The organism is Sphingomonas abaci (assembly GCF_014199625.1).
In the GTDB taxonomy this organism is placed as follows: Bacteria; Pseudomonadota; Alphaproteobacteria; order Sphingomonadales; family Sphingomonadaceae; genus Sphingomonas; species Sphingomonas abaci.
The window spans coordinates 424,344-443,280 of record NZ_JACHNY010000003.1; the positions used below are offsets into that span (position 1 = coordinate 424,344).

Sequence of the window (18,937 nt, forward strand, 5' to 3'; positions counted from 1 at the left end):
GGACCGCAGCCAGAGGATCGGGCGACCGCGGCTCCCCGCAAGGGGGGGCGAGGAAAGTCCGGGCTCCATGAAACAGCGGTGCCGGGTAACGCCCGGCGGGGGCGACCCCAGGGACAGTGCCACAGAGAGCAGACGGCGACCGCTTCGGCGACGTCAGGGTGAAAGGGTGCGGTAAGAGCGCACCGCGCGACCGGTAACGGAAGCGGCATGGTAAACCCCACCGGGAGCAAGACCGAATAGGGACGGCGCATGGGCGTGTTTCCGCCCGTCGTCCGGGTTGGTTGCTGGAGGCGATGCGCAAGCATCGTCCTAGAGGAATGGTCGCCCATCCTGCCTCGCGCAGGAGGACAGAACCCGGCTTACAGATCCTCTGGCTATTTTCCCGCCCGCGCGGCACCAATGGTGCATCGACAGGGGGATGGATTATGAACCGCAGCGTCATGGCGACGATGATGGCGACCGGGGCGGCGATCGGCCTGGCCGGCGCGGTGCCGGGCACGGCGCAGCAACCGGCCGGCAGCGTGCAGCAGGCGTTCGAAGCCGCGACGGCGCTCGCCGACAAGCCCGATCAGCAGGCAGCGGCGCTGGCGGCATGGCAGGCGCTGGAGAAGCGGGTGAAGCCTGGCAGCCGCAGCCAATCGATCGTGCTGGTTCGCAAGGGCGGCACGCTGTTCAAGTTGCGCCGCTATGACGAGGCGCTCGATTCGCTGCGCACCGGCCTGTCCGGTCTGCCCAAGGCGGATGCCAGCCTGCGCGAGGACCGGTCGCTCGGTTTCATGATGCTGGGCGCGGCGCTGATGGAAAATCTGGACTATGCGGGCGGCGCGTCCGCCTATGCCCAAGCGCTGGAGGCGGCGGATGCGCCGTCATTGAAGCTGGGCGCGATGCTGGCGCTGATCAAGGCGCAGACCTTCGTCGATCCCAAGGCGGCGGCGGCCACGCTGGCCAGCGCCGATGCCTTTGTCGCGACGACGCCGGTCGACAAGGGCGTGCGGGTCCGGCTGGAGCGGGCGCGGAGCGAGTTGCGGCTGAACAGCGGCGATATTCCGGGCGCGGTCACCGCCGCGACCGCCGCCGTCACGGCGGCCGGCGGCCTCACCGCGTCGACCGACTTGGTCGACGTATCGGTGCGGTCGGACGCGGCAATCGCCTATCTCCTGTCGGGCAAGCCGGACAAGGCCCGCGAATTTATGGCGATGAGCGGCGCCGGACGCCTTTCTAAGGGAGACCTCGACCCCGCCAGCCGGATGTCGCCGCCCGATTGCGGCGGCGATGCCGATTTGAAGCCCGAGGATATGGCGGTGGTCGAGTTCAGCATCGCGCCCGATGGCGCAACGACCGCCGTCTCACCCGTTTATGCAGCAGGGGGCGGAAAGGTCGCGCTCGAATTCGCGCGCGCGGCTCGCCAATGGTGGTGGCCGGTCGAGGAGGTGAAGGCGATTGCGGCTTTCTTCCGCTACAACGTACGGGTCGAGATGCGCTGTTCGCGCGCCTTCCCGCATCCCGATATCAGCGACCGGATCGACCAGGCCATGGAGGACTGGCTGGGCGAGCATGGCGTGGTCCTGCCGGACAAGGCGGAAGGCCCGGTGGCCATTCCGGCCCAGCGTGCGCAGGTGGACAAGGCTCCGGCCGGATCGATCGCGCTGCTGGCGGCGCTGTTCCGCATGGCGCAGAACTGGGCACTGCCCGAAGAGGAGCGCGGCGCGCTCTATGCGAGGGCGACGACCATCGCCCAGGCGCAGAATGTCCCGGCCCTGCCGCGCCTTGCCGTCGATCTCTCCGCCCAGGCCTTCGCCTTGGCCGGCACGTCCGGATCAGGCCGGTGGGAGGACAAGGTGAATGAGCTGCTGGCCCAGCCTTTCTATGCCAATGATCCCCAAGCAAACGGCGCGCTTCGATTCGTGCTGGCCGATGTGGCGCGATCGCATCGCAACACGGATCGCGAACTGCTGTTGCTGCATCAGATCGCCGATACGGCAGCCCTGCCCAAGTCGGATCCGATGCGGGTTGGCGCGCTGGTGCGGATCGCCTCGCTGGAGCAGCGAAAGGGCGACGTGGCGGCGGCCCGTTCCGCCTTCGCCGCGACCGGCCTGAGCGGCGATCAGTGCGCGCTCCTCGATGCGCCGCCGCGTCTTGTCAGCAGTGGCGGCATCTTCCCGATGGAGGCGCAGCGCTGGGGCTTCGAGGGGTGGATTCGCAGCGAGTTCGACGTGGCGGCCGATGGCCGCGTCACTGGCGAGCGGGCGATCCTCAGCTATCCGGCTTTCGTTTTCACCAAGGCTGGCGTGGATACGGTGAAAGCCGCCCGCTTCAGCAAAAGCTATCGTCCCGATGGCGGCCTGGGCTGCGGTTCGATGGTGCAGACGGTCAAGTTCCGGCTTGGCGTCTGATCCTCAAGGGCAGGGCGCCGGGCCTTCATGCCCGCCCCTGCCACCCGCTCACGACTCGATCAGCACCGTCTCCGGCCGGCCGACCCGGCCGAGATCAGTGTGGCGGTCGATCTCCATCAGCGGCTTCAGCCGCCCGTCGCGGATGTCATAGACCCAGCCGTGCAGCGTCAGGTCGCGGCCTTGCGCGAAGGCGTTGGCGACCGTGTCGATGCGCGCCAGGTGGAGCAGCTGGTCGCGCACGTTCATCTCGACCAGCCGGTCAACGCGCTGGTCGGGGGGCAGATGGTCCAGCTCGTCGGCATGGGCGCGGCACACGTCGCGCGCATTCTCCAGCCAGCGGTCGACGGGGCCGGTGACCCCACCGTCCAGCGTCGCGCGGATGCCGCCGCAGCCATGATGGCCGCAGATGACGATATGGGGCACGTCCAGCACATCGACCGCATATTGGATGACCGACAGCAGGTTGAGATCGTCGTCATGCACCAGATTGGCGATGTTGCGGTGGATGAACATCCGGCCGGGCAGCGACTGGGTCTTCTGCTCGGGGCTGACCCGGCTGTCGGAACAGCCGATCCATAGGAATTGCGGCTTCTGCCCCGCCGTCTGGCGCGTGAAGAAGTCGGGATTCTCGTCTGTCAACTCCTTGGCCCAGGCCTGGTTGGCGAGCAGGATCTGCTTGGTGACTTTCATGCGAAACGAACCTCGGCGGCGGGGGCGTTGATCAGCGGCAGCGTCCGCTCGGCGATGTCGCCGCGCACCACCACCCTGATGCCGCGATAGGCGGCGTTCTTGATGAAGGCGTTGATGATGTCGACATTGTCCAGATCGACATAGCTGGTCGACGACAGATCGATCAGCAGGTCGCTGTCGGCCGGGACCTTCTCCAGCTTCTTCTGCAGCTCGTATTTGTGGATGAAGTAGAGGTTGCGCCGCGCCCGGATCAGGCAGTCGCTACCGTCGCAGGCATAGGTGATGGCGGTACGGAAGTTGCGCGCGATCACGAAGACGAAGCCGACCGCCAGGCCGATCAGGATGCCGATCAGCAGGTCGGTGAACAGGATCGCGACGACGGTGACGACCAGCGGCACGAACTGGCTCCAGCCCTGCTTGTAGCGCTCCAGGAACAGCTTGGGCTTGGCCAGCTTATAGCCGGTCGCGATCAGCACGGCGGCCAGCGCCGACAGCGGAATCAGGTTCAGCACCGCCGGGATCAGCGCCACCGACACCAGCAGCCAGGTGCCATGCAGGATGGTCGACAGCTTGCTGTCCGCGCCCGCATCGACATTGGCCGAGGAGCGCACGATCACCGAGGTGACGGGCAGGCCGCCGATCAGGCCGGAGACGATGTTGCCGCCGCCCTGCGCCATCAGTTCCCAGTTCTTGTCGGTGGTGCGGCGCTTGGGATCGATCTCGTCCACCGCCTTGACGCTGAGCAGCGACTCCAGACTGGCGACGATCGCCAGCGTCGCCGCCGTGGTCCAGACCGCCGAACTGCCGATGGCGGAGAAATCGGGCAGGGTGAACAGGCCGACGAACGCGGAGGCGCTGTCGGCGATCGGCACCTGCACCAGATGCTTGGGGCCGAGCTGCCATTCGGGGTGGATCAGGCCGAGCAGCACATTGCCGACCACGCCGATCACCACCACCACCAGCGGGCCGGGCAGGAAGCGCAGCGGCCCCTGTTTCGGCTTGGCGTGATCCCACCAGAACAGGAACGCCAGGCTGATCCCGCCGATCAGCACCGCACCCGGCGTCAGGCCGCGGCTGACGCTGTTCCACAGGTCGACAAAGGTATTGCCGCCGGCGGTGGCGAATTCGAACGATCCCTCGAAATCGCCGTCATAGCCGACCGCATGGGGGATCTGCTTCAGGATCAGGATCAGGCCGATCGCCGCCAGCATGCCCGTAATGACCGAGGAGGGGACGAACTCCGCCAGGATGCCGGCGCGGGTGAAGGAGAAGGCGAGCTGGAGGATGCCGGCCAGCACCACCGCCAGCGTGAACACTTGATAGCTGGGCAGGCGTTCGATCGCGGCGAGCACGATCACCGTCAGCCCCGCCGCGGGCCCCGCCACCGACAGCGACGACCGCGACAGGCTGCCGACGACGATGCCGCCGATGATGCCGGCGATCAGCCCCGAGAACAGCGGCGCGCCCGATGCGAGCGCGACGCCCAGGCAGAGCGGCAGGGCGACCAGCGCCACCACGATCGAGGCCGGGATGTCGCTGCGCGCCGTCGCCAGCAGGGATTTGGACGGGGACACCTTGGCTCCTGACTCCACGTCGTCCGGGGCGCGGGCGCGACGGACATGACGTTCTGATGACGTTTATGTCATCTATAGATGCCATGACCTTGGGTCCGACGCAACGCGGCCGTCGCGGACTTTCACGACGAAGGCGGTTGCACGGCGACGCGGGCCGCTTATGTCATCACGCCATGGCGCATCGCCCGATCCGATCCAATGACTGGGGCTTTCCCCGCTGGCGTGGCTATGGCTCGGGCCGCGAGGCGAAGCCGGTGCGGCTGTGCGATCGGCATGGCTGCGACAAGCCGGGCGACTGCCCCGCGCCCAAGTCGCCCAACAGCCCGGATCGCTGGTATTTCTGCCAGGATCATGCCGCCGAGTATAATCGCGGCTGGGACTATTTTCAGGGCCTGTCGGCGGAGGAGGCTGCCGAGCGCGAGCGCAACGAGGCACGGGGCGCGGCGGGTTATGAACGGTCGCGCCATTATGCCTGGGCGGGGCCCGGCGACGGCACCCGGTCGCGCGACGAACGCCGGGCGCTGGAGGCGCTGGGGCTGGACGAGGATGCCGACTTCGAGGCGGTGCGCGGCGCATGGCGGCGGCTGGCCAAGGAGAACCATCCCGATGTGCGGCCGAACGATCCCCAGGCGGCCGTCCGCTTCCAGACGGTGCAGGCCGCCTATGAGGTGCTGCGCGCCGCCGAGGAACGCCGCGCCGCATGATCCGGCGCGCCAAGGCGGACTGGCAGGGCGTGGTGCTGGTCTGCGGCAAATGCTCGCGCAAGGTCGATGGCGGCTTCGGGCCAAAGGGGCGTACGCCGCTCGCCAAGCTGCTGCGGTCGATCTGGGGCAAAGGCCGCAGGGCCGAGCGCGGCGTGATCGAGACAAAATGCTTGAAACTTTGTCCCAAGCGGGCGGTGGCGGTGGTCGACGCGACGCGGCCGGGCGAGTGGCTGGTGGTGCCGGCGGGCGAACCGGTCGATACGCTGCTCCAGCGATTGTCTCGGCCGGACGCCTGACCGGCGGCGATCAGGCCAGCCGCGCCGCCGTCTCGCGGATCAGCGCGATCATGTTGGGAATGCCCTGCGTGCGGTTGGAGCTGAGCTGGTTCCTGAGGTCGAAGGGGGCGAGCTCGGCGGCGATGTCGGTCTCCACGATCGCGCCGGGCGCGCGGTCCTGCACGGTCTGGAGCACCAGCGCGATGATCCCCTTGGTGATCGCGGCATTGCTGTCGGCCAGGAAATGCAGCGTGCCGTCCTCAGCCCGCGTCGGATAGACCCAGACCGAGGCGGAGCAGCCGCGCACCAGCGTCGCGTCGGTCTTCAGCGCCTCGGGCATCGGCTCCAGCGCGCGGCCGAGATCGATCAGCAGCCGATAGCGATCGTCGGCATCGAGGAATTCATATTCGTCGCGAAGCTCGGCCAGGCTGGTCATGCCGCGCGAGGTAGCGATGGGGGAGGCTGGGGGCAACCGGGGATGGGTGTTGATGTCTGCCGCAAGCCGTCCACTTGCTCGTTCCCCGGCGAAGGCCGGGCCTAAATGTGGGGCGGCAATGATGACGCGCAGCGCTCCGTTACATCAGCCCTCCCAACTGGGCCCCGGCCTTCGCCGGGGAACAGGGGAGGGTGGCGGAGTGCTGCCATGCGGCATGGCGTCAGCGGCCCTAAACATCCTTTTGCCGCCGAATCAGGCGCGCCGCCGTGCGATCCGTCCTACAGGACCGGCATGATCCCGCCCGTTCCCTTGCCCGATGCCGCCCTCGTCCTGCCCGCGGCGGCGCGGTGGCTCGACATGGCAGGGCTGGCGGTGTTCGCCGCCTCCGGAGCGCTGGCGGCGGCGGGGCGGGGGCAGACGCTGGTCACGCTCGCCTTTTTCGCGCTCATCACCGGGGTGGGCGGCGGCACGGTGCGGGACCTTCTGATCGGTGCGCCGGTCTTCTGGGTGCGCGATCCGCATGTCGCGGCGCTGTGCATCGGCCTCGCCATCGCGATCTGGGTGACGCCGGGGCGCTGGTGGTCCGGCTCGGCCCTCGCCTGGCTCGATGCGGTCGGGCTGGCGGCCTATGCCGTCTATGGCGCGGCGAAGGCGCTGGGCCACGGCGTGCCGCCGGTGCCGGCGATGGTGATGGGCGTGGTCAGCGCCTGTGTGGGCGGCATCATCCGCGACGTGCTGGCGGGCGAGCCATCGATCCTGATGCGGCCCGAACTCTATGTCACCGCCGCCGCCCTGTCCTCGACCAGCTTCGTCACGCTCCAGGCGCTGGGTGTCGGCACGGGCGTCGCGGCGACGGTGGCGGCGCTGCTCGGCTTCTCCTTGCGCGCCGCCGCGATCCGGTGGAAGCTGGCGCTACCCGCCTATCGCGCCACGCCGCGCGTGTAGCGGTAGAGCAGGGCGACCAGCGCCAGGAACAGGATCGTGCCGCCGCCCAGCGCGACCGGCTCGAACGAGTCGCCGACGAGCGCGATCGGCGCATCGCTGTTGGTGGCATAGACCAACCCGGCGAACGCCACGCCCCACAGGCTTTCGCCCACGATCATGCCGGTCGCCGCCAGCACGCCCATCCGCTCCGCCGCCTCCGGGTCGGCCTGGCGCCGGGCCCAGCGGTCGTAGAGCGCGCCGATCACCGCGCCCAGGACCACGGGCAGCGTCACCGCCATGGGCAGGTAGACGCCCAACCCGACGCCCAGCGGCGGCAGGCGCAGCTTGCCCGCGCGGCCCAGCATCTCGTCGAGCATGATCACCACCGCGCCGGCGACCGCGCCCCAGCCGATCATCGCCCAGTTGAGATTGCCGCCCAGCACCCCCTTGGCCAGCGCCGAGATCAGCGCGGCCTGCGGCGCGGCGAGGGCGTTGGGCCCGGCCCCCGGCGCGCCGACGAAGCCCAGCGTCGATCCCAGCAAGTTGAGCACCGGCGGCACGACCAGCGAGCCGAAGACGACGCCGAACATCAGCGCGACCTGTTGCTTCCACGGCGTCGCGCCGACCAGTTGCCCGGTCTTCAGGTCCTGGAGATTGTCGTTGGAGATGGTCGCCACGCCGAACACGATGCCGGTGACGATGAGGGCATAGGCGACCAGCGCCTGGGTCGTCTCGGGAGGCTGGCCCCGGCCGAACAGCCCGACCAGCATCAGGCTGGCGGCCAGCACGGAGAGGATCCCGATGCCCGACACGGGCGAGTTGGACGCGCCGATCAGGCCCGCCATGTAGCCGCACACCGCCGCGATCACCAGGCCGATGACCAGCACGAACAGCAGCGCGCCGCCGATCAGCAGCACCTCCGACCCCGCCAGCGGCCCGCCCGCGATCACCGACCAGAGCAGGCCGGCGATCGGCACCAGGGTCGCCAGCGCGAGCAGCGCGACCAGGCCGATCGGCAGGTCGCGCTCGGTCACGTCCAGCACCGCGCCGCCGCGCCGGGCCTGCGAGGCGGCGAGGGCGGAGCGGATCCCGGCGGCGACCGGGCCGATGATGCGCAGCAGCGTCCAGATCGCCGCGACCCCGATCACGCCCGCGCCGAAGAAGCGCACGTCATTGCGGAACACCGTGCCCGCCCATTCGGCGACGCTGGCGGCGGGCATCGGCGCAGCGGCGGTCAGGATCGGCAGCACGATCCACCAGCCGAGCACGATCCCCGCCAGCATCGCCACGCCGACCGATAGGCCGACCAGATGTCCCGCGCCGATCAGGGCGAAGGACAGGCCGCCGGCGATGCCGGTCGCGCCTCTGCCGGCGCGGAACCACAGGGCGGCCTCCGCGACCGCCAGCTTGGTCTGGGTCAGGATGGCGAAGCCGGCCGAGCTCAGCGCGGTCCAGATGATGACCCACAGGCCCCGGGCGCTCTCCGCCGCGCCTTCGCGGCTGCCGGCGCCGACCTTCAGCACCTCGGCGGCGGCGCGGCCCTCGGGATAGGGCAGGGGGGTGTCGAGCACCAGCGCGCGGCGCAGGGGGACGGAGAACATCACCCCCAATATGCCGCCCGTGCCGGTGATCAGCGCCGTCGTCAGATAGGGGAAGCCCTGCCACCAGCCGATCATCACCAGGCCGGGCAGCACGAAGATGATCGCCGCCAGCGTGCCCGCCGCCGAGGCGACGGTCTGGACGATGTTGTTCTCCAGGATCGTCGCGCCGGGCAGGTAGCGCAGCACCGCCATCGAGATGACGGCGGCGGGGATCGAGGTGGCGAAGGTCAGCCCGACCTTGAGGCCGAGATAGACATTGGCGGCGGTGAACAGCAGCGTGATGACGCCGCCGAGCAGGATGCCGCGGACGGTGAGTTCCGCGACCGGACGCCCGGCTGCGGGCGGGGGAGAAATGGCCATGGCGCGCAACATGCCGCAGCCGAGGCGGGTGCGGCAAGCATTCCTCGCCGCCGCCCGCGATATTGTATCCGCCGGCGGGGCTGACGTGGCGAGCGGACTTCGCTAGGCGGGCTGCTCGATTACAAGCCGGACAGACGAAGGGGCGGACGATGGCGGAAGCATTGCGGGTGGCACTGGCGGGGCTGGGCACGGTCGGCGGCGGGGTGGTCAAGCTGCTCGACGCCAATCGCGACCTGATCGCGCGCCGCGCCGGCCGGCCGATCGAGGTCGTCGCCGTTTCCGCCCGCGACCGCACCCGCGACCGCGGCATCGACCTGTCGCGCTTCGCCTGGGTCGACGACAGCTCCTCGCTCGCCACGCTGGACGAGGTCGACGTGGTGGTTGAGCTGGTCGGTGGCTCGGACGGCCCCGCGCTGACGCTGGCGCGCGCGACGCTGGCGGCCGGGCGGCACCTTGTCACCGCCAACAAGGCGCTGCTCGCCCATCACGGGCTGGAGCTGGCCGAGACCGCCGAACGCGGATCGGCAGCCCTGAAGTTCGAGGCGGCGGTGGCGGGTGGCATCCCGGTCATCAAGGGCCTGCGCGAGGGCGCGGCGGCGAACGAGATCGGCCGCGTCTACGGCATCCTCAACGGCACCTGCAATTTCATCCTGTCCAAGATGGAGGCCGAGGGCCGCGACTTCGCCGAGGTGCTGAGCGAGGCGCAGGCGCTGGGCTATGCGGAAAGCGACCCGACCTTCGACATCGACGGCATCGACGCCGCGCATAAATTGTCGATCCTCGCCAGCCTGGCTTTCGGGTCGCAGCCGGCGTTCGGAGCGGTGGCGGTGCACGGCATCCGCCATGTGCTGGGCGCGGACATCGCGGAGGCGGCGGCGCTCGGCCACCGGGTCCGGCTGGTCGGCGTGGCGGAGGCGGGTCCGCAGGGCCTGTTCCAGCGCGTCCATCCGCATCTCGTGCCGCTCGACCACCCGCTGGCGCATGTCACCGGATCGACCAATGCGGTCGTCGCGGAGGGCAATTTCGTCGGCCGTCTGCTGTTCCAGGGCGCGGGCGCGGGCGAGGGGCCGACCGCCAGCGCGGTGGTCGCCGACCTGATCGACATCGCGCGTGGCGAGTTCGGCCCGGCCTTCGCGATGCCGGCGGGGTCGCTCAGTGCGGCGTCGGTCGCGGATAGCGGCGAGCGGCGCGGCCGCGCCTATCTGCGTTTCACCGTCGAGGACCGCGTCGGCGTGCTGGCGGAGATCGCGGCGGCGATGCGGGATGCCGGCGTCTCGATCGAAAGCCTGATCCAGCGCGGCGTAGCCGCCGATGGTCGCGCGCTGGTCGCGATCGTCACCCATGAGGGACCGGAGCGCAGCGTCGCGCAGGCGCTGGAGCGGCTGCGGGGTTCGTCCAGCATCGCGGGGCAGCCGCTCTGGATGCCGTTGCTGGGGTGAGGCCCAGGGGGGGCTGGCCAGCCTCACGGATGGCAGCCCCTCAAGCGGTCAGGCTGGCGGCGCGAACAGGTCAGGCCGCCGTCCAGCCGCCATCCATCGTCAGGTTGGCGCCGGTGATCGCCGCCGCCTCGTCCCGGCACAGGAACAGGCCGAACGCCGCGACCTGTTCGGGGGTGACGAACTGCTTGGTCGGCTGCGCGGCGAGCAGCACGTCGGCGATGACCTGGTCGCGGGTCAGGCCGCGCGCCGTCATCGTGTCGGGGATCTGGTTCTCGACCAGCGGCGTCCAGACATAGCCGGGCGAGACGCAGTTCACGGTGATGCCGCATTGCGCCACCTCCAGCGCCACCGTCTTGGTCAGCCCCGCCAGGCCGTGCTTGGCGGCGACATAGGCGGCCTTGTTGGGGCTGGCGACGAGCGAATGGGCCGAGGCGGTGGAGATGATCCGGCCCCAGCCCTTTGCCCTCATGTGCGGGATCGCCGCGCGCATCATGTGGAAGACGCTGGTGAGGTTGATCGCGAGGATCGCGTCCCATTTGTCCACCGGAAACTGGTCGACCGGCGCGACATGCTGGATGCCGGCATTGCTGACGACGATGTCGCACCCGCCCGTCTCCGCCATCGCCCGCTCGACCAGGGCGGCGATCTGGTCGGGCTCGCGCATGTCGGCGGGGTCGTAGAGCGCGGCCGCGCCACTCGTCGCCGCCAGTTCGACACGGATCGCCTCGATCGCGTCGGCGTCGCCGAACCCGTTGAGGACGACCGACGCGCCCGCCGCCGCCAGCGCGCGGGCATAGGCCAAGCCGATGCCCGAGGTGGATCCCGTCACGATCGCGGTCTTGCCGGTCAGGAACATGCCGATTCTCCTTCGCCGCGCCTTGTGCAATCGGGCGCAGCCCGGATCAACCGGCGGATGGACCCCGAACCGCCCCTCGAGCATTTCAGGGTCGCAACGAAAAGGCGGGGATGGCCATGCGGCTGGACGATTTCGATCCCAATATCAATGTCGAGGACCAGCGCGGCCAGGGTGGCGGCTTTGGCGGCGGGGGTGGCGGCGGCGGGCTGATCTTCGGCCTGTTGCCGTTGATCGGCAGTCGCTTCGGCTGCGGCGGGATCGTCGTGGTGCTCATCCTGCTCGCGGTGTTCGGGGGGCTCGGCAATCTCGGCTCGCTGGTCGGCGGCGGTGGCGGGACGTCCCAGCCCCGGGTCAGCCAGAGCGAGCCGCGCGGGGAGGGTGGGACCGCCGCTCAGAATGCGTGCACCGTCAACGCCGACAGCCGCGCCGCCTGCAACGCCTTCAGCTCGGCGCAGAAGACCTGGGCGACGATCTTCGCGCAATCGGGCCAGCGCTTCCAGGCGCCAAGTCTGGTTTTCTATGGCGGCAACGGCCGGTCTGGCTGCGGCGCGGCGCAGGCGGCGATGGGCCCCTTCTACTGCCCGACCGACCAAGGCATTTACCTGGACACCAGCTTCTTCAACGAACTGGCCAACCGCTTCGGCGCCAAGGGCGATTTCGCCCAGGATTATGTGATCGCGCATGAATTCGGCCATCACATCCAGAACCTGCTCGGCACCTCGGACCAGGTCCAGCGGATCCAGCGTTCCTCCTCGGAGCGCGAGGGCAATGCCGCCTCGGTCCGGCTGGAGTTGCAGGCCGATTGCTATGCCGGCGTCTGGGCCGCCGCCAATCGCGACCGCCTGGAACCGGGCGATGTCGAGGAAGGCATGACCGCCGCTCAAGCGATCGGCGACGACACATTGCAGAAGGAATCCAGCGGCCGGGTCATGCCCGACAGCTTCACGCATGGCACCTCGGCGCAGCGTATGACCTGGTTGCGGCGCGGACTGGAGACGGGCGATCCAGCCCAGTGCGACACGTTCAAGGGCGCCATCTGAACCGGAACGGCCCCGCCCGGAGAGGGGCGGGGCCGGCCTTCCTTACACCCGGACCAGCATCTTGCCCCGGTTGCCGCCGCTGAACAGGCCGAGAAAGGCGTCGGGCATCGCCTCCAGGCCGTCATGCACGGTCTCCTCGCTGCGCAGCTTCCCGTCCGCCAGCATCGCGCCCATGTCCCGGTGGAACTCGGCGGCGCGGCCCATATGGTCGCTGACGATGAACCCGCGCATCGTCACCCGGTTGCCGATCAGCCGCGCCAGATACTTGAGCTGGGTCGGCTTGGCGTCGTTGTACACGTCGATCATGCCGCAGATCGCGAAGCGCGCGCGCGGCCGCGCATGGGCCAGCGCCGCATCGAGATGGTCGCCGCCGACATTGTCGAAATAGACGTCGATCCCCTCCGGCGCGGCCTCGCCCAGCGCCTTGACGATCGACCCCGCCTTATAGTCGATCACCGCATCGGCACCGAGCGAGCGGACCCATTCGACCTTCTCCGCGCCGCCGGCCGAACCGATCACGGTCATCCCCTTGGCCTTGGCGACCTGCACCACGGTGGAGCCGACCGCGCCAGCCGCAGCCGAGACGAAGACCGTATCGCCCGGCTTGGCCTCGGCGACGGCGAGCAGCCCGAAATAGGCGGTCATCCCCGGCATGCCGAGCTGGCCCAGGAACGCCTGGGGTGGCGCGCCCAGATCGGGCAGCGGCGTGAAGGCGGCGGCGGGGCCGACCGCCTCGTCGCGCCAGCCGAGCATATGGAGCACCCACTGGCCCGGTTCGATCCCCTCGGCCCGGCTCTCGATCACCTCGCCGACCGCGCCGCCCTCCATCGGCGCGTCGAGCTTGAACGGCGGGACATAGCTTTTCACGTCGTTCATCCGACCGCGCATATAGGGGTCGACCGACAGCCAGCGATTGGCGACGCGGACTTGTCCGTCCTCCAGCGGCGTCGCGGGCTGGTCGACCAGCGCGAAGTCGCTCTGCCGGGGCGTTCCTTGTGGTCGGGCGACGAGGGTCCAGGCACGAGGCATCGGCAATTCTCCTGATGTTTTCCAACGCATGACGTGGGCGGAAGCGCCACGCAAATAAAAACCCGGACGCGGCGGGCCGCGTCCGGGCATGGGTACGGATGCCGTAGCGTCCGTCGAAATTCGCGACTTAGTAGCTGGTCGTGCCGCCCTTGTTCAGGCTGCCCGCAGTCGTCGAATCACCGCCGGTCGTGCCCGACGACAGCGAGGAACCGCCGGTCGTGGTCGCCGTGCCCGACGAGCTGGCGCCAGTGCCGGCGGTGGAGCCGGTGGTGGACGATGCCGTCGAACCGGTGCCCGACTGGCTGGACGAACCATAGTTCGAGCCGTAGCCAGTCGACCCCTGGTTGCGGCCGCCCGCCTGGGCCGAGCCATAGCGATCGTCGCGCTGATAGGAGTCGTTCTGGCCGAACATGGCCTGATTGTTCTCTTCGTCGCGCCACGCCTTCTTGGCTTCGTCGGCGGTCTTGGACAGGGTGACCTTGTCGTCGACGCTCGTCAGCCAGCTCGACGGGATCGAATGGTGGCGGCCGCCGGCGTCGCTGTCATTCTTGGTCAGGATGATGCGGTCGCCGCGCACCTTGTCGACGGTGCCGACATGGCTGCCGTCGCTGCCGACAACCTCCTGATGCTCCTTCACCTTGTCCAACGAGTCGCGCTGGGTCTGACGGTTGCTGCGCCAGGACGAGAACTCGTTGTGGAACTTCGACTGATTCTCACGGCGATATTCCGCATAGTCGCGGTCGAACGACTGCATCTGGCTGGAGCGCCAGCTATGATAGTCGGCGTCATGGTTGCGCTGGCCGTAGCGATCGTCGCCGCCATAGGCGCGCTCGTCGTAACGGGCATCCGCCTCGCGACGGCGCTCCGCCTCGTCGTCGCCGAACCAGGAACGGACCTCATCCCCGGCCCGCGCCAGGAAGCCACGCTCCTCATAGTCATAGCCCTGGGGCTGGCGGCCATATTGGCCCTGGCTCCGATCGCGGTCCCGGCCCTGCTCGCGATTATAGCCCTGCTCGCGGCCGTAACGCTGGTCGCGGCCGTCGCGCGACGCCGAGCGATCCCGGTAGTAATCGTCGTCATCGTGCGCGTGCGATCCCACGTCGAGGAAGCGATGGCCGTCATGCGCATAGGAGCCGTGGTATTCGGACGATCCGCCGCGATCTTGGCGCCAGTCGCCACGGTTCCCGTCGCCGCGATAGCTGGACTGGTCGCGTCCGCCATAATTGCCGGCATAGCTGGAGTTGCCACGGTCGCGCGCGCCATAGGCGCTGCGATCATCATCGTTGCGCAGCCCGAACGCGCCGCGCTCGCCATCGCGATAATGCGAATCCCGTCCGCTCTGCGACTGGCCATAGGCACCGCGCTGACCGTAGTCGTCGCGGCGACCACTCTGGTCGCCATAGCCGCGCGCGCCATAACCTTGGCGGCCGTCCTCGTTCCGGCCATATCGGTCGTCGCGCTGATCGTTCCGCCCGAGGCGGCCGGCGGCCGCATATTCGCGTGCGCTGGAATAAGTGTAGTCGCGTCCGCTGCCGTAATCCGAGTCCGACTGATAGCCTCGCGGGTAACGCTCATATACCATCATGGGTCTCCATCATCCTGCGGTTCCGGTCGCGTCTGAAACGCGATCGCGGGTCCGGAGGGGAAAACGGACCGTCCGAATTGATGTTCCTCAATGTCCGAGCTTTCATCAATGCCGGCCGCATCGGCGGGGCGGCTGGTCGCCTCTCCTGCTTGAACGGGTCATCCGCAGATATTTCGGTCGTCCCGCGCATTTCGACGAAGGAGGCTGTTGCATACCCGGAAAACGCCCGCTAAAGGCGGCGCTCCCGGCACGACGCCGGGGCCGATCCGGACGGGTGCGGGGCTGTAGCTCAGATGGGAGAGCGCTGCAATCGCACTGCAGAGGTCAGGGGTTCGATTCCCCTCAGCTCCACCACCCGCCCCGGTCCTTCGTCTCGCGTCTGAGACTCGCCGCCATCGCAACCCCGATCCCGCCCGCACGTTGCCGTGACGGTTGAACGAGGTGCATGCATGATTCCCCTGCCTGTCGAAATCCAGCTACTTGGCTGGTCCGTGGTCCTGTTGTTCGTGCATATCATGGTGCAGGGCCAGACCGCGACCCGCGATCGGGGGTTGGACTGGAATGCGGGCCCACGCGATGGCGATGCCAAGCCCCTGGGGCCACTCGCCGGACGCGCGCAGCGGGCCTTGTCGAATTTTCAGGAGACCTGGCCCGCCTTCATCGCGCTGGCGCTGGCGGTCACGTTGACCGGACGGAGCGGTGGCTGGAGCCAGATCGGCGCGTGGATCTGGTTCGGCGCGCGCATCGCCTATATCCCGCTCTATCTGGGCGGCGTGAAATATGTCCGCAGCCTGGCCTGGCTGGTGTCCGCGCTCGGCCTGCTGCTGATGCTCGTGCAGCTTCTCTGACCCGGCGCTACCGCGTGGCGGCCGTGCCGCCGGGCAGGGCGGGCAAAGTGTCTAGCCAGTCGCGGCCATGCACGTTCAGCACGACCACCCGGCCCGGATTGGCCGCGGCGACCGCCCGCAGATAGGAGCGCGGCTTCTTCATCAGCGCGGGCTGGTCGGTGCCGGTCAGCCCCACGCGTCGGGCTGCTTCCTGCACGAAGTGGACGCAGTTGCGACGGTTGAGATTGTAGCGGGTATCGCCTGTCTCGCCCCATTCGCGCACCAGGGCCAGCACCGCCGCATATTGCGCGTCGGTCAGCGTCACGCTGAACTGCACGTCGCTGCGTCGCATATAACTGGGCGTGGCGAGATCCAGCCGGCCGCGCACCGTGCCGAACAGGATGGCCGGGGTCAGCGACCGGGCGGTGAAGCCGTAATTGACGTCGACCGGCGAGCCGCCCGCATCGGGCACGCCGCGCAGCGCGAAGAAGGCGTGCGGGAATTCATTGCCCAGCTCATGGCTCCAGAAGGTCATGGTGATCGCCGCCTGGACAGGCTGGACGGTGCCGATCGCCAACAGCAGGGCCAGGAGCAGGCGGCGCAGGATCGGCATGAGGCGGGCTACCTTCCAGGCGAACGGGGCGGGGCGAAGCCGGCGGGGGCATCGTCGTGCCGCTCCGGCCGGATGTAGATGGACTTCAGGGATGGGAACGTCTCGCGCAATTCGGCCTCGATCCGCTCCACCAGTGGCTCGGCCTCGCCCATGGTCAGCGCGTCGTCGAAATCGGCGCTGATCGCCACGAATACCGCATCCGGCGCGGTATGGACGGTACGGACATGGTTGACCGTGCTGATGCCGGGATGCGCCCCGACCATCTGGCGGATGCGCGCGATCGTCGCCGGGTCGGCCCGCTCGCCGATCAGCAGCCCCTTGGCCTCGCGCGCCAGCAGCACCGCCACCGCCGCCAGGATGCCGCCGATCACGATCGAAGCGATGCCGTCCAGACGTGGGTCGCCCAGCGCATGGCTGGCCCAGACGCCGATCCCCGCGACCAGCAGGCCGGCGAGCGCCGCCGAATCCTCGAACAGGACGATGAAGGTGGCCGGGTCCTTCGACTCGCGCACCGCCTGCCACCAGCCGGCCTCGCCCTTGGCGCCGGCGAACTCGCGCATCGCCAGCGTCCAGGACGTGCCCTCCAGGGCGAAAGCGATGGCGATGACGACGTAATTGACCGTCGGATCGGTCAACTCCTCGGGCTCCCGGATATGGAGCCAGCCCTCGTAGATCGACACGCCCGCGCCAACCGCGAAGATCAGGATGGCGACGACGAAGGCCCAGAAATACAGTTCGCGCCCATAGCCGAACGGATGCGCCGCGTCGGGTGCGCGGCGCGACCGTTTCTGACCATAGAGCAACAGCACCTGGTTGAGGCTGTCGACGCAGCTATGCACCCCCTCGGTCAGCATCGACGAGGAGCCCGTGATCCCGGCCGCGACGAACTTGGCGATGCCGATGCCCAGATTGGCGGCGAGCGCGCCGTACAGGACGATGTTGTCGCGGACCCGCGACAGCAAATCGCTCATGCGCCCGCGACGGTCAGCCGGTCGAGCTGGTCCTTGTCCAAAGTCAGCGTCATCGCGCCGAGCAGCTCCTCGGCCTGGGCGACCTTGGTGGCGCTGGCGATCGGTGCGGTGATCCCGGGTTGTGCGATCAGCCAGGCGAGGGCGATCTGCGCCAGGCTGGCCCCGGTCTCCGCCGCGACCTGATCCATCGCGGCCAGCATCGCGCCGTGCTTGGCCAGCATCTCGCCCATCCGGCCGCCGCGCGGGCTCTGGCCGAAATCCGCAGAGGTCCGGTACTTGCCGGTCAGGAAGCCGGAGGCGAGGCCGTAATAGGGCAGGACGCCGATATTCTCGGTCACCGCATAATCCTGCAATTCGCCCTCGAACTTGTGGCGGCTGACCAGATTATACTCGGGTTGCAGCACGTGATAGCGCGGCAGGCCGGCGGGGAGCGCCCGATCATTGGCCGACTTCAGCCGCGCGGCGGTGAAATTGGACGCCCCGAGCACCCGGATCTTGCCGGCCTGGGCGAGCCGGCCGAACGCCTCCAGTGCTGCCTCCTGCGGTACCGTCTCGTCATCGCTGTGCGCATAATAGAGGTCGATCCGGTCGGTGCCGAGGCGGCGCAGCGACGCTTCGCAGGCCGCGACGATATTGGTGGGGGACAGGCCCTCGCCATCGACGGGCAGCATGCCCACCTTGGTCGCGATCAGCACCGAATCGCGCTTGCCCGACCGTTGCAGCCATTCGCCGATCACCGTCTCGGACTCGCCGCCGCGATGGCCGTCGACCCAGGCGGAGTAGACGTCCGCCGTATCGATCATCGTGCCGCCCCCCGCGACAAAGGCGTCGAGCACGGCGAAGCTCGCCTCGCGATCGGCGGTCCAGCCGAACACGTTGCCGCCCAGCACCAATGGCGCGATCTTCAGGTCGGTCGACCCCAGGCGGCGGAGGGGGGCGGGGGCCGGATCGGTCATGGCTGGTCCTGTCGGTTGGCGGTCACGGCATCCAGCGTGACGCTGTCGTTTGCGAGCATGGCGGCGGCGTCGTTGAGCTGGGCATTCCGGTCCGCCGACAGCGCGCCCGGCTGCTCGGTCCCTGCCGAGCAGCCGGGCGTGAGGCAGGCGAGCAGCGGAGCGGCCACCGCCGCCACGCCTGCCGCCCGCTGTCGCGTCACTTGTCGCGCAGCGCTTCGCCGGCCTTGACCAGCGTGTTGCCGGTGGCGTCGGCGGCGCGGTCCGCCGCGCGGTCGATCGCCCGGCCGGCCCGATCCGCGCCATTCTCGATCGAATCGCCAGCGCGATCCAGGCTGCGGTCCGCCTTCGCGCCGGCATTGTCCATCGACCGCTCGGCCGAGTTCAGCGCGCGGTCCGTGGACGCGTCGACATTCTCGGCGGCGTTGCGGGTCGAGGTGCTGACATCGTTCGCGATCGCGTCGCCGGCCTGCGCGGTCTGATCCTGCGCATTCTGGCTGCACGCGGCGAGCGCGAGGGCGGCGATGGCGGGGACGATCAGCTTCTTCATGGACTACACTCCCTGTCACGTCATGATAACGGCCGATTGTAACGCCGGTGAAAGGAGTTGGCTCCGCTTCGATCCATCGATTGACCGCATATAAAGATATCTTTATATGTTGATGGC

Annotated in this window: 19 protein-coding genes, 1 tRNA gene and 1 other RNA gene; 9 read left to right on the forward strand and 12 right to left on the reverse strand. The window is 68.9% G+C overall.

Annotated features, from left to right (window positions below; translation table 11 throughout):
- Positions 1–9: 9 nt before the first annotated feature.
- Together rnpB and GGQ96_RS09645 are read left to right on the forward strand one after the other, a co-directional pair.
- An RNA gene (gene rnpB, locus GGQ96_RS09640) (RNase P RNA component class A) lies at positions 10–378 on the forward strand.
- A gap of 47 nt (positions 379–425) precedes the next feature.
- Entirely contained in the window at positions 426–2,393 is a 1,968-nt protein-coding gene (locus GGQ96_RS09645) for a hypothetical protein (RefSeq protein ID WP_184114027.1), read from the forward strand.
- Between the two features lie 48 nt (positions 2,394–2,441).
- Here the strand turns inward: GGQ96_RS09645 and GGQ96_RS09650 are convergent, their stop codons facing one another.
- Both GGQ96_RS09650 and GGQ96_RS09655 read right to left on the reverse strand, forming a co-directional pair.
- A complete protein-coding gene (locus GGQ96_RS09650) occupies positions 2,442–3,083 on the reverse strand; it encodes a carbonic anhydrase (protein ID WP_184114029.1) in 642 nt (213 codons plus the stop codon).
- Positions 3,080–4,657, reverse strand: a complete 1,578-nt coding sequence (locus GGQ96_RS09655) for a SulP family inorganic anion transporter (RefSeq protein ID WP_184114031.1) — start codon at positions 4,655–4,657, stop codon at positions 3,080–3,082. Before GGQ96_RS09655 ends, GGQ96_RS09650 begins: the two co-directional genes overlap by 4 nt.
- A gap of 173 nt (positions 4,658–4,830) precedes the next feature.
- Between GGQ96_RS09655 and GGQ96_RS09660 the strand changes: the two genes are divergently transcribed.
- Both GGQ96_RS09660 and GGQ96_RS09665 read left to right on the forward strand, forming a co-directional pair.
- A complete protein-coding gene (locus tag GGQ96_RS09660) occupies positions 4,831–5,361 on the forward strand; it encodes a J domain-containing protein (protein WP_184114033.1) in 531 nt (176 codons plus the stop codon).
- The gene (locus tag GGQ96_RS09665) at positions 5,358–5,657 is read left to right on the forward strand and encodes a (2Fe-2S) ferredoxin domain-containing protein (protein WP_184114035.1); all 300 of its coding nucleotides are present in this window, start codon (positions 5,358–5,360) and stop codon (positions 5,655–5,657) included. Before GGQ96_RS09660 ends, GGQ96_RS09665 begins: the two co-directional genes overlap by 4 nt.
- Before the next feature lie 10 nt (positions 5,658–5,667).
- Here GGQ96_RS09665 and GGQ96_RS09670 read toward each other — a convergent pair whose 3' ends face one another.
- The gene (locus GGQ96_RS09670) at positions 5,668–6,072 is read right to left on the reverse strand and encodes a SufE family protein (RefSeq protein WP_184114037.1); all 405 of its coding nucleotides are present in this window, start codon (positions 6,070–6,072) and stop codon (positions 5,668–5,670) included.
- A gap of 291 nt (positions 6,073–6,363) precedes the next feature.
- On the opposite strand from GGQ96_RS09670, the gene GGQ96_RS09675 reads away from it, so the two are divergent.
- On the forward strand, positions 6,364–7,017 hold the full coding sequence (locus GGQ96_RS09675; protein ID WP_184114039.1) for a trimeric intracellular cation channel family protein: 654 nt from the start codon (positions 6,364–6,366) through the stop codon (positions 7,015–7,017).
- On the opposite strand, the gene GGQ96_RS09680 is transcribed toward GGQ96_RS09675, so the two are convergent.
- Positions 6,993–8,957: an OPT family oligopeptide transporter gene (locus tag GGQ96_RS09680; protein ID WP_184114041.1), complete on the reverse strand. Its 1,965-nt coding sequence runs from the start codon at positions 8,955–8,957 to the stop codon at positions 6,993–6,995. The two genes, GGQ96_RS09675 and GGQ96_RS09680, sit on opposite strands and share 25 nt — an antisense overlap.
- A gap of 149 nt (positions 8,958–9,106) precedes the next feature.
- Between GGQ96_RS09680 and GGQ96_RS09685 the strand changes: the two genes are divergently transcribed.
- Positions 9,107–10,396, forward strand: coding sequence for a homoserine dehydrogenase (locus tag GGQ96_RS09685; protein WP_184114043.1), 1,290 nt, complete (start codon positions 9,107–9,109; stop codon positions 10,394–10,396).
- Between the two features lie 70 nt (positions 10,397–10,466).
- Here the strand turns inward: GGQ96_RS09685 and GGQ96_RS09690 are convergent, their stop codons facing one another.
- A complete protein-coding gene (locus GGQ96_RS09690; protein WP_184114045.1) occupies positions 10,467–11,252 on the reverse strand; it encodes a 3-hydroxybutyrate dehydrogenase in 786 nt (261 codons plus the stop codon).
- 116 nt (positions 11,253–11,368) lie between these two features.
- Between GGQ96_RS09690 and ypfJ the strand changes: the two genes are divergently transcribed.
- On the forward strand, positions 11,369–12,292 hold the full coding sequence (gene ypfJ, locus GGQ96_RS09695) for a KPN_02809 family neutral zinc metallopeptidase (protein ID WP_184114238.1): 924 nt from the start codon (positions 11,369–11,371) through the stop codon (positions 12,290–12,292).
- Between the two features lie 42 nt (positions 12,293–12,334).
- Here the strand turns inward: ypfJ and GGQ96_RS09700 are convergent, their stop codons facing one another.
- Both GGQ96_RS09700 and GGQ96_RS09705 read right to left on the reverse strand, forming a co-directional pair.
- Entirely contained in the window at positions 12,335–13,321 is a 987-nt protein-coding gene (locus GGQ96_RS09700; RefSeq protein WP_184114046.1) for an NADP-dependent oxidoreductase, read from the reverse strand.
- A 127-nt stretch (positions 13,322–13,448) separates the two neighbouring features.
- Positions 13,449–14,906 (reverse strand): DUF2171 domain-containing protein, encoded by a 1,458-nt coding sequence (locus GGQ96_RS09705; RefSeq protein ID WP_246360371.1) that lies wholly within the window; start codon positions 14,904–14,906, stop codon positions 13,449–13,451.
- Between the two features lie 278 nt (positions 14,907–15,184).
- Here GGQ96_RS09705 and GGQ96_RS09710 point away from each other — a divergent pair.
- Together GGQ96_RS09710 and GGQ96_RS09715 are read left to right on the forward strand one after the other, a co-directional pair.
- Positions 15,185–15,260, forward strand: a tRNA-Ala gene (locus GGQ96_RS09710).
- A 95-nt stretch (positions 15,261–15,355) separates the two neighbouring features.
- On the forward strand, positions 15,356–15,754 hold the full coding sequence (locus GGQ96_RS09715) for an MAPEG family protein (RefSeq protein ID WP_184114048.1): 399 nt from the start codon (positions 15,356–15,358) through the stop codon (positions 15,752–15,754).
- Positions 15,755–15,761: 7 nt separating this feature from the next.
- Here the strand turns inward: GGQ96_RS09715 and GGQ96_RS09720 are convergent, their stop codons facing one another.
- Genes GGQ96_RS09720 through GGQ96_RS09740 form a run of 5 tightly spaced genes read right to left on the reverse strand, consistent with a single transcriptional unit; the run spans position 15,762 to position 18,820 of the window.
- On the reverse strand, positions 15,762–16,346 hold the full coding sequence (locus tag GGQ96_RS09720) for a hypothetical protein (protein ID WP_184114050.1): 585 nt from the start codon (positions 16,344–16,346) through the stop codon (positions 15,762–15,764).
- 8 nt (positions 16,347–16,354) lie between these two features.
- Positions 16,355–17,317, reverse strand: a complete 963-nt coding sequence (locus tag GGQ96_RS09725; protein ID WP_184114052.1) for a cation diffusion facilitator family transporter — start codon at positions 17,315–17,317, stop codon at positions 16,355–16,357.
- Entirely contained in the window at positions 17,314–18,273 is a 960-nt protein-coding gene (locus GGQ96_RS09730; RefSeq protein ID WP_184114054.1) for an aldo/keto reductase, read from the reverse strand. Before GGQ96_RS09730 ends, GGQ96_RS09725 begins: the two co-directional genes overlap by 4 nt.
- A complete protein-coding gene (locus GGQ96_RS09735) occupies positions 18,270–18,473 on the reverse strand; it encodes a hypothetical protein (protein ID WP_184114056.1) in 204 nt (67 codons plus the stop codon). The genes GGQ96_RS09730 and GGQ96_RS09735 overlap by 4 nt, the downstream gene beginning before the upstream one ends.
- A complete protein-coding gene (locus GGQ96_RS09740; RefSeq protein ID WP_184114058.1) occupies positions 18,470–18,820 on the reverse strand; it encodes a lipoprotein in 351 nt (116 codons plus the stop codon). Before GGQ96_RS09740 ends, GGQ96_RS09735 begins: the two co-directional genes overlap by 4 nt.
- Positions 18,821–18,937 lie beyond the last annotated feature (117 nt).

Bases quoted from the DNA above. Each gene is read 5' to 3' on its own strand.
- GGQ96_RS09645 (WP_184114027.1), top strand. From the start codon at position 426: ATGAACCGCAGCGTCATGGCGACGATGATGGCGACCGGGGCGGCGATC.
- GGQ96_RS09650 (WP_184114029.1), bottom strand. From the start codon at position 3,083: ATGAAAGTCACCAAGCAGATCCTGCTCGCCAACCAGGCCTGGGCCAAG.
- GGQ96_RS09660 (WP_184114033.1), top strand. From the start codon at position 4,831: ATGGCGCATCGCCCGATCCGATCCAATGACTGGGGCTTTCCCCGCTGG.
- GGQ96_RS09665 (WP_184114035.1), top strand. From the start codon at position 5,358: ATGATCCGGCGCGCCAAGGCGGACTGGCAGGGCGTGGTGCTGGTCTGC.
- GGQ96_RS09670 (WP_184114037.1), bottom strand. From the start codon at position 6,072: ATGACCAGCCTGGCCGAGCTTCGCGACGAATATGAATTCCTCGATGCC.
- GGQ96_RS09675 (WP_184114039.1), top strand. From the start codon at position 6,364: ATGATCCCGCCCGTTCCCTTGCCCGATGCCGCCCTCGTCCTGCCCGCG.
- GGQ96_RS09680 (WP_184114041.1), bottom strand. From the start codon at position 8,957: ATGGCCATTTCTCCCCCGCCCGCAGCCGGGCGTCCGGTCGCGGAACTC.
- GGQ96_RS09685 (WP_184114043.1), top strand. From the start codon at position 9,107: ATGGCGGAAGCATTGCGGGTGGCACTGGCGGGGCTGGGCACGGTCGGC.
- GGQ96_RS09690 (WP_184114045.1), bottom strand. From the start codon at position 11,252: ATGTTCCTGACCGGCAAGACCGCGATCGTGACGGGATCCACCTCGGGC.
- ypfJ (WP_184114238.1), top strand. From the start codon at position 11,369: ATGCGGCTGGACGATTTCGATCCCAATATCAATGTCGAGGACCAGCGC.
- GGQ96_RS09700 (WP_184114046.1), bottom strand. From the start codon at position 13,321: ATGCCTCGTGCCTGGACCCTCGTCGCCCGACCACAAGGAACGCCCCGG.
- GGQ96_RS09705 (WP_246360371.1), bottom strand. From the start codon at position 14,906: ATGATGGTATATGAGCGTTACCCGCGAGGCTATCAGTCGGACTCGGAT.
- GGQ96_RS09715 (WP_184114048.1), top strand. From the start codon at position 15,356: ATGATTCCCCTGCCTGTCGAAATCCAGCTACTTGGCTGGTCCGTGGTC.
- GGQ96_RS09720 (WP_184114050.1), bottom strand. From the start codon at position 16,346: ATGCCGATCCTGCGCCGCCTGCTCCTGGCCCTGCTGTTGGCGATCGGC.
- GGQ96_RS09725 (WP_184114052.1), bottom strand. From the start codon at position 17,317: ATGAGCGATTTGCTGTCGCGGGTCCGCGACAACATCGTCCTGTACGGC.
- GGQ96_RS09730 (WP_184114054.1), bottom strand. From the start codon at position 18,273: ATGACCGATCCGGCCCCCGCCCCCCTCCGCCGCCTGGGGTCGACCGAC.
- GGQ96_RS09740 (WP_184114058.1), bottom strand. From the start codon at position 18,820: ATGAAGAAGCTGATCGTCCCCGCCATCGCCGCCCTCGCGCTCGCCGCG.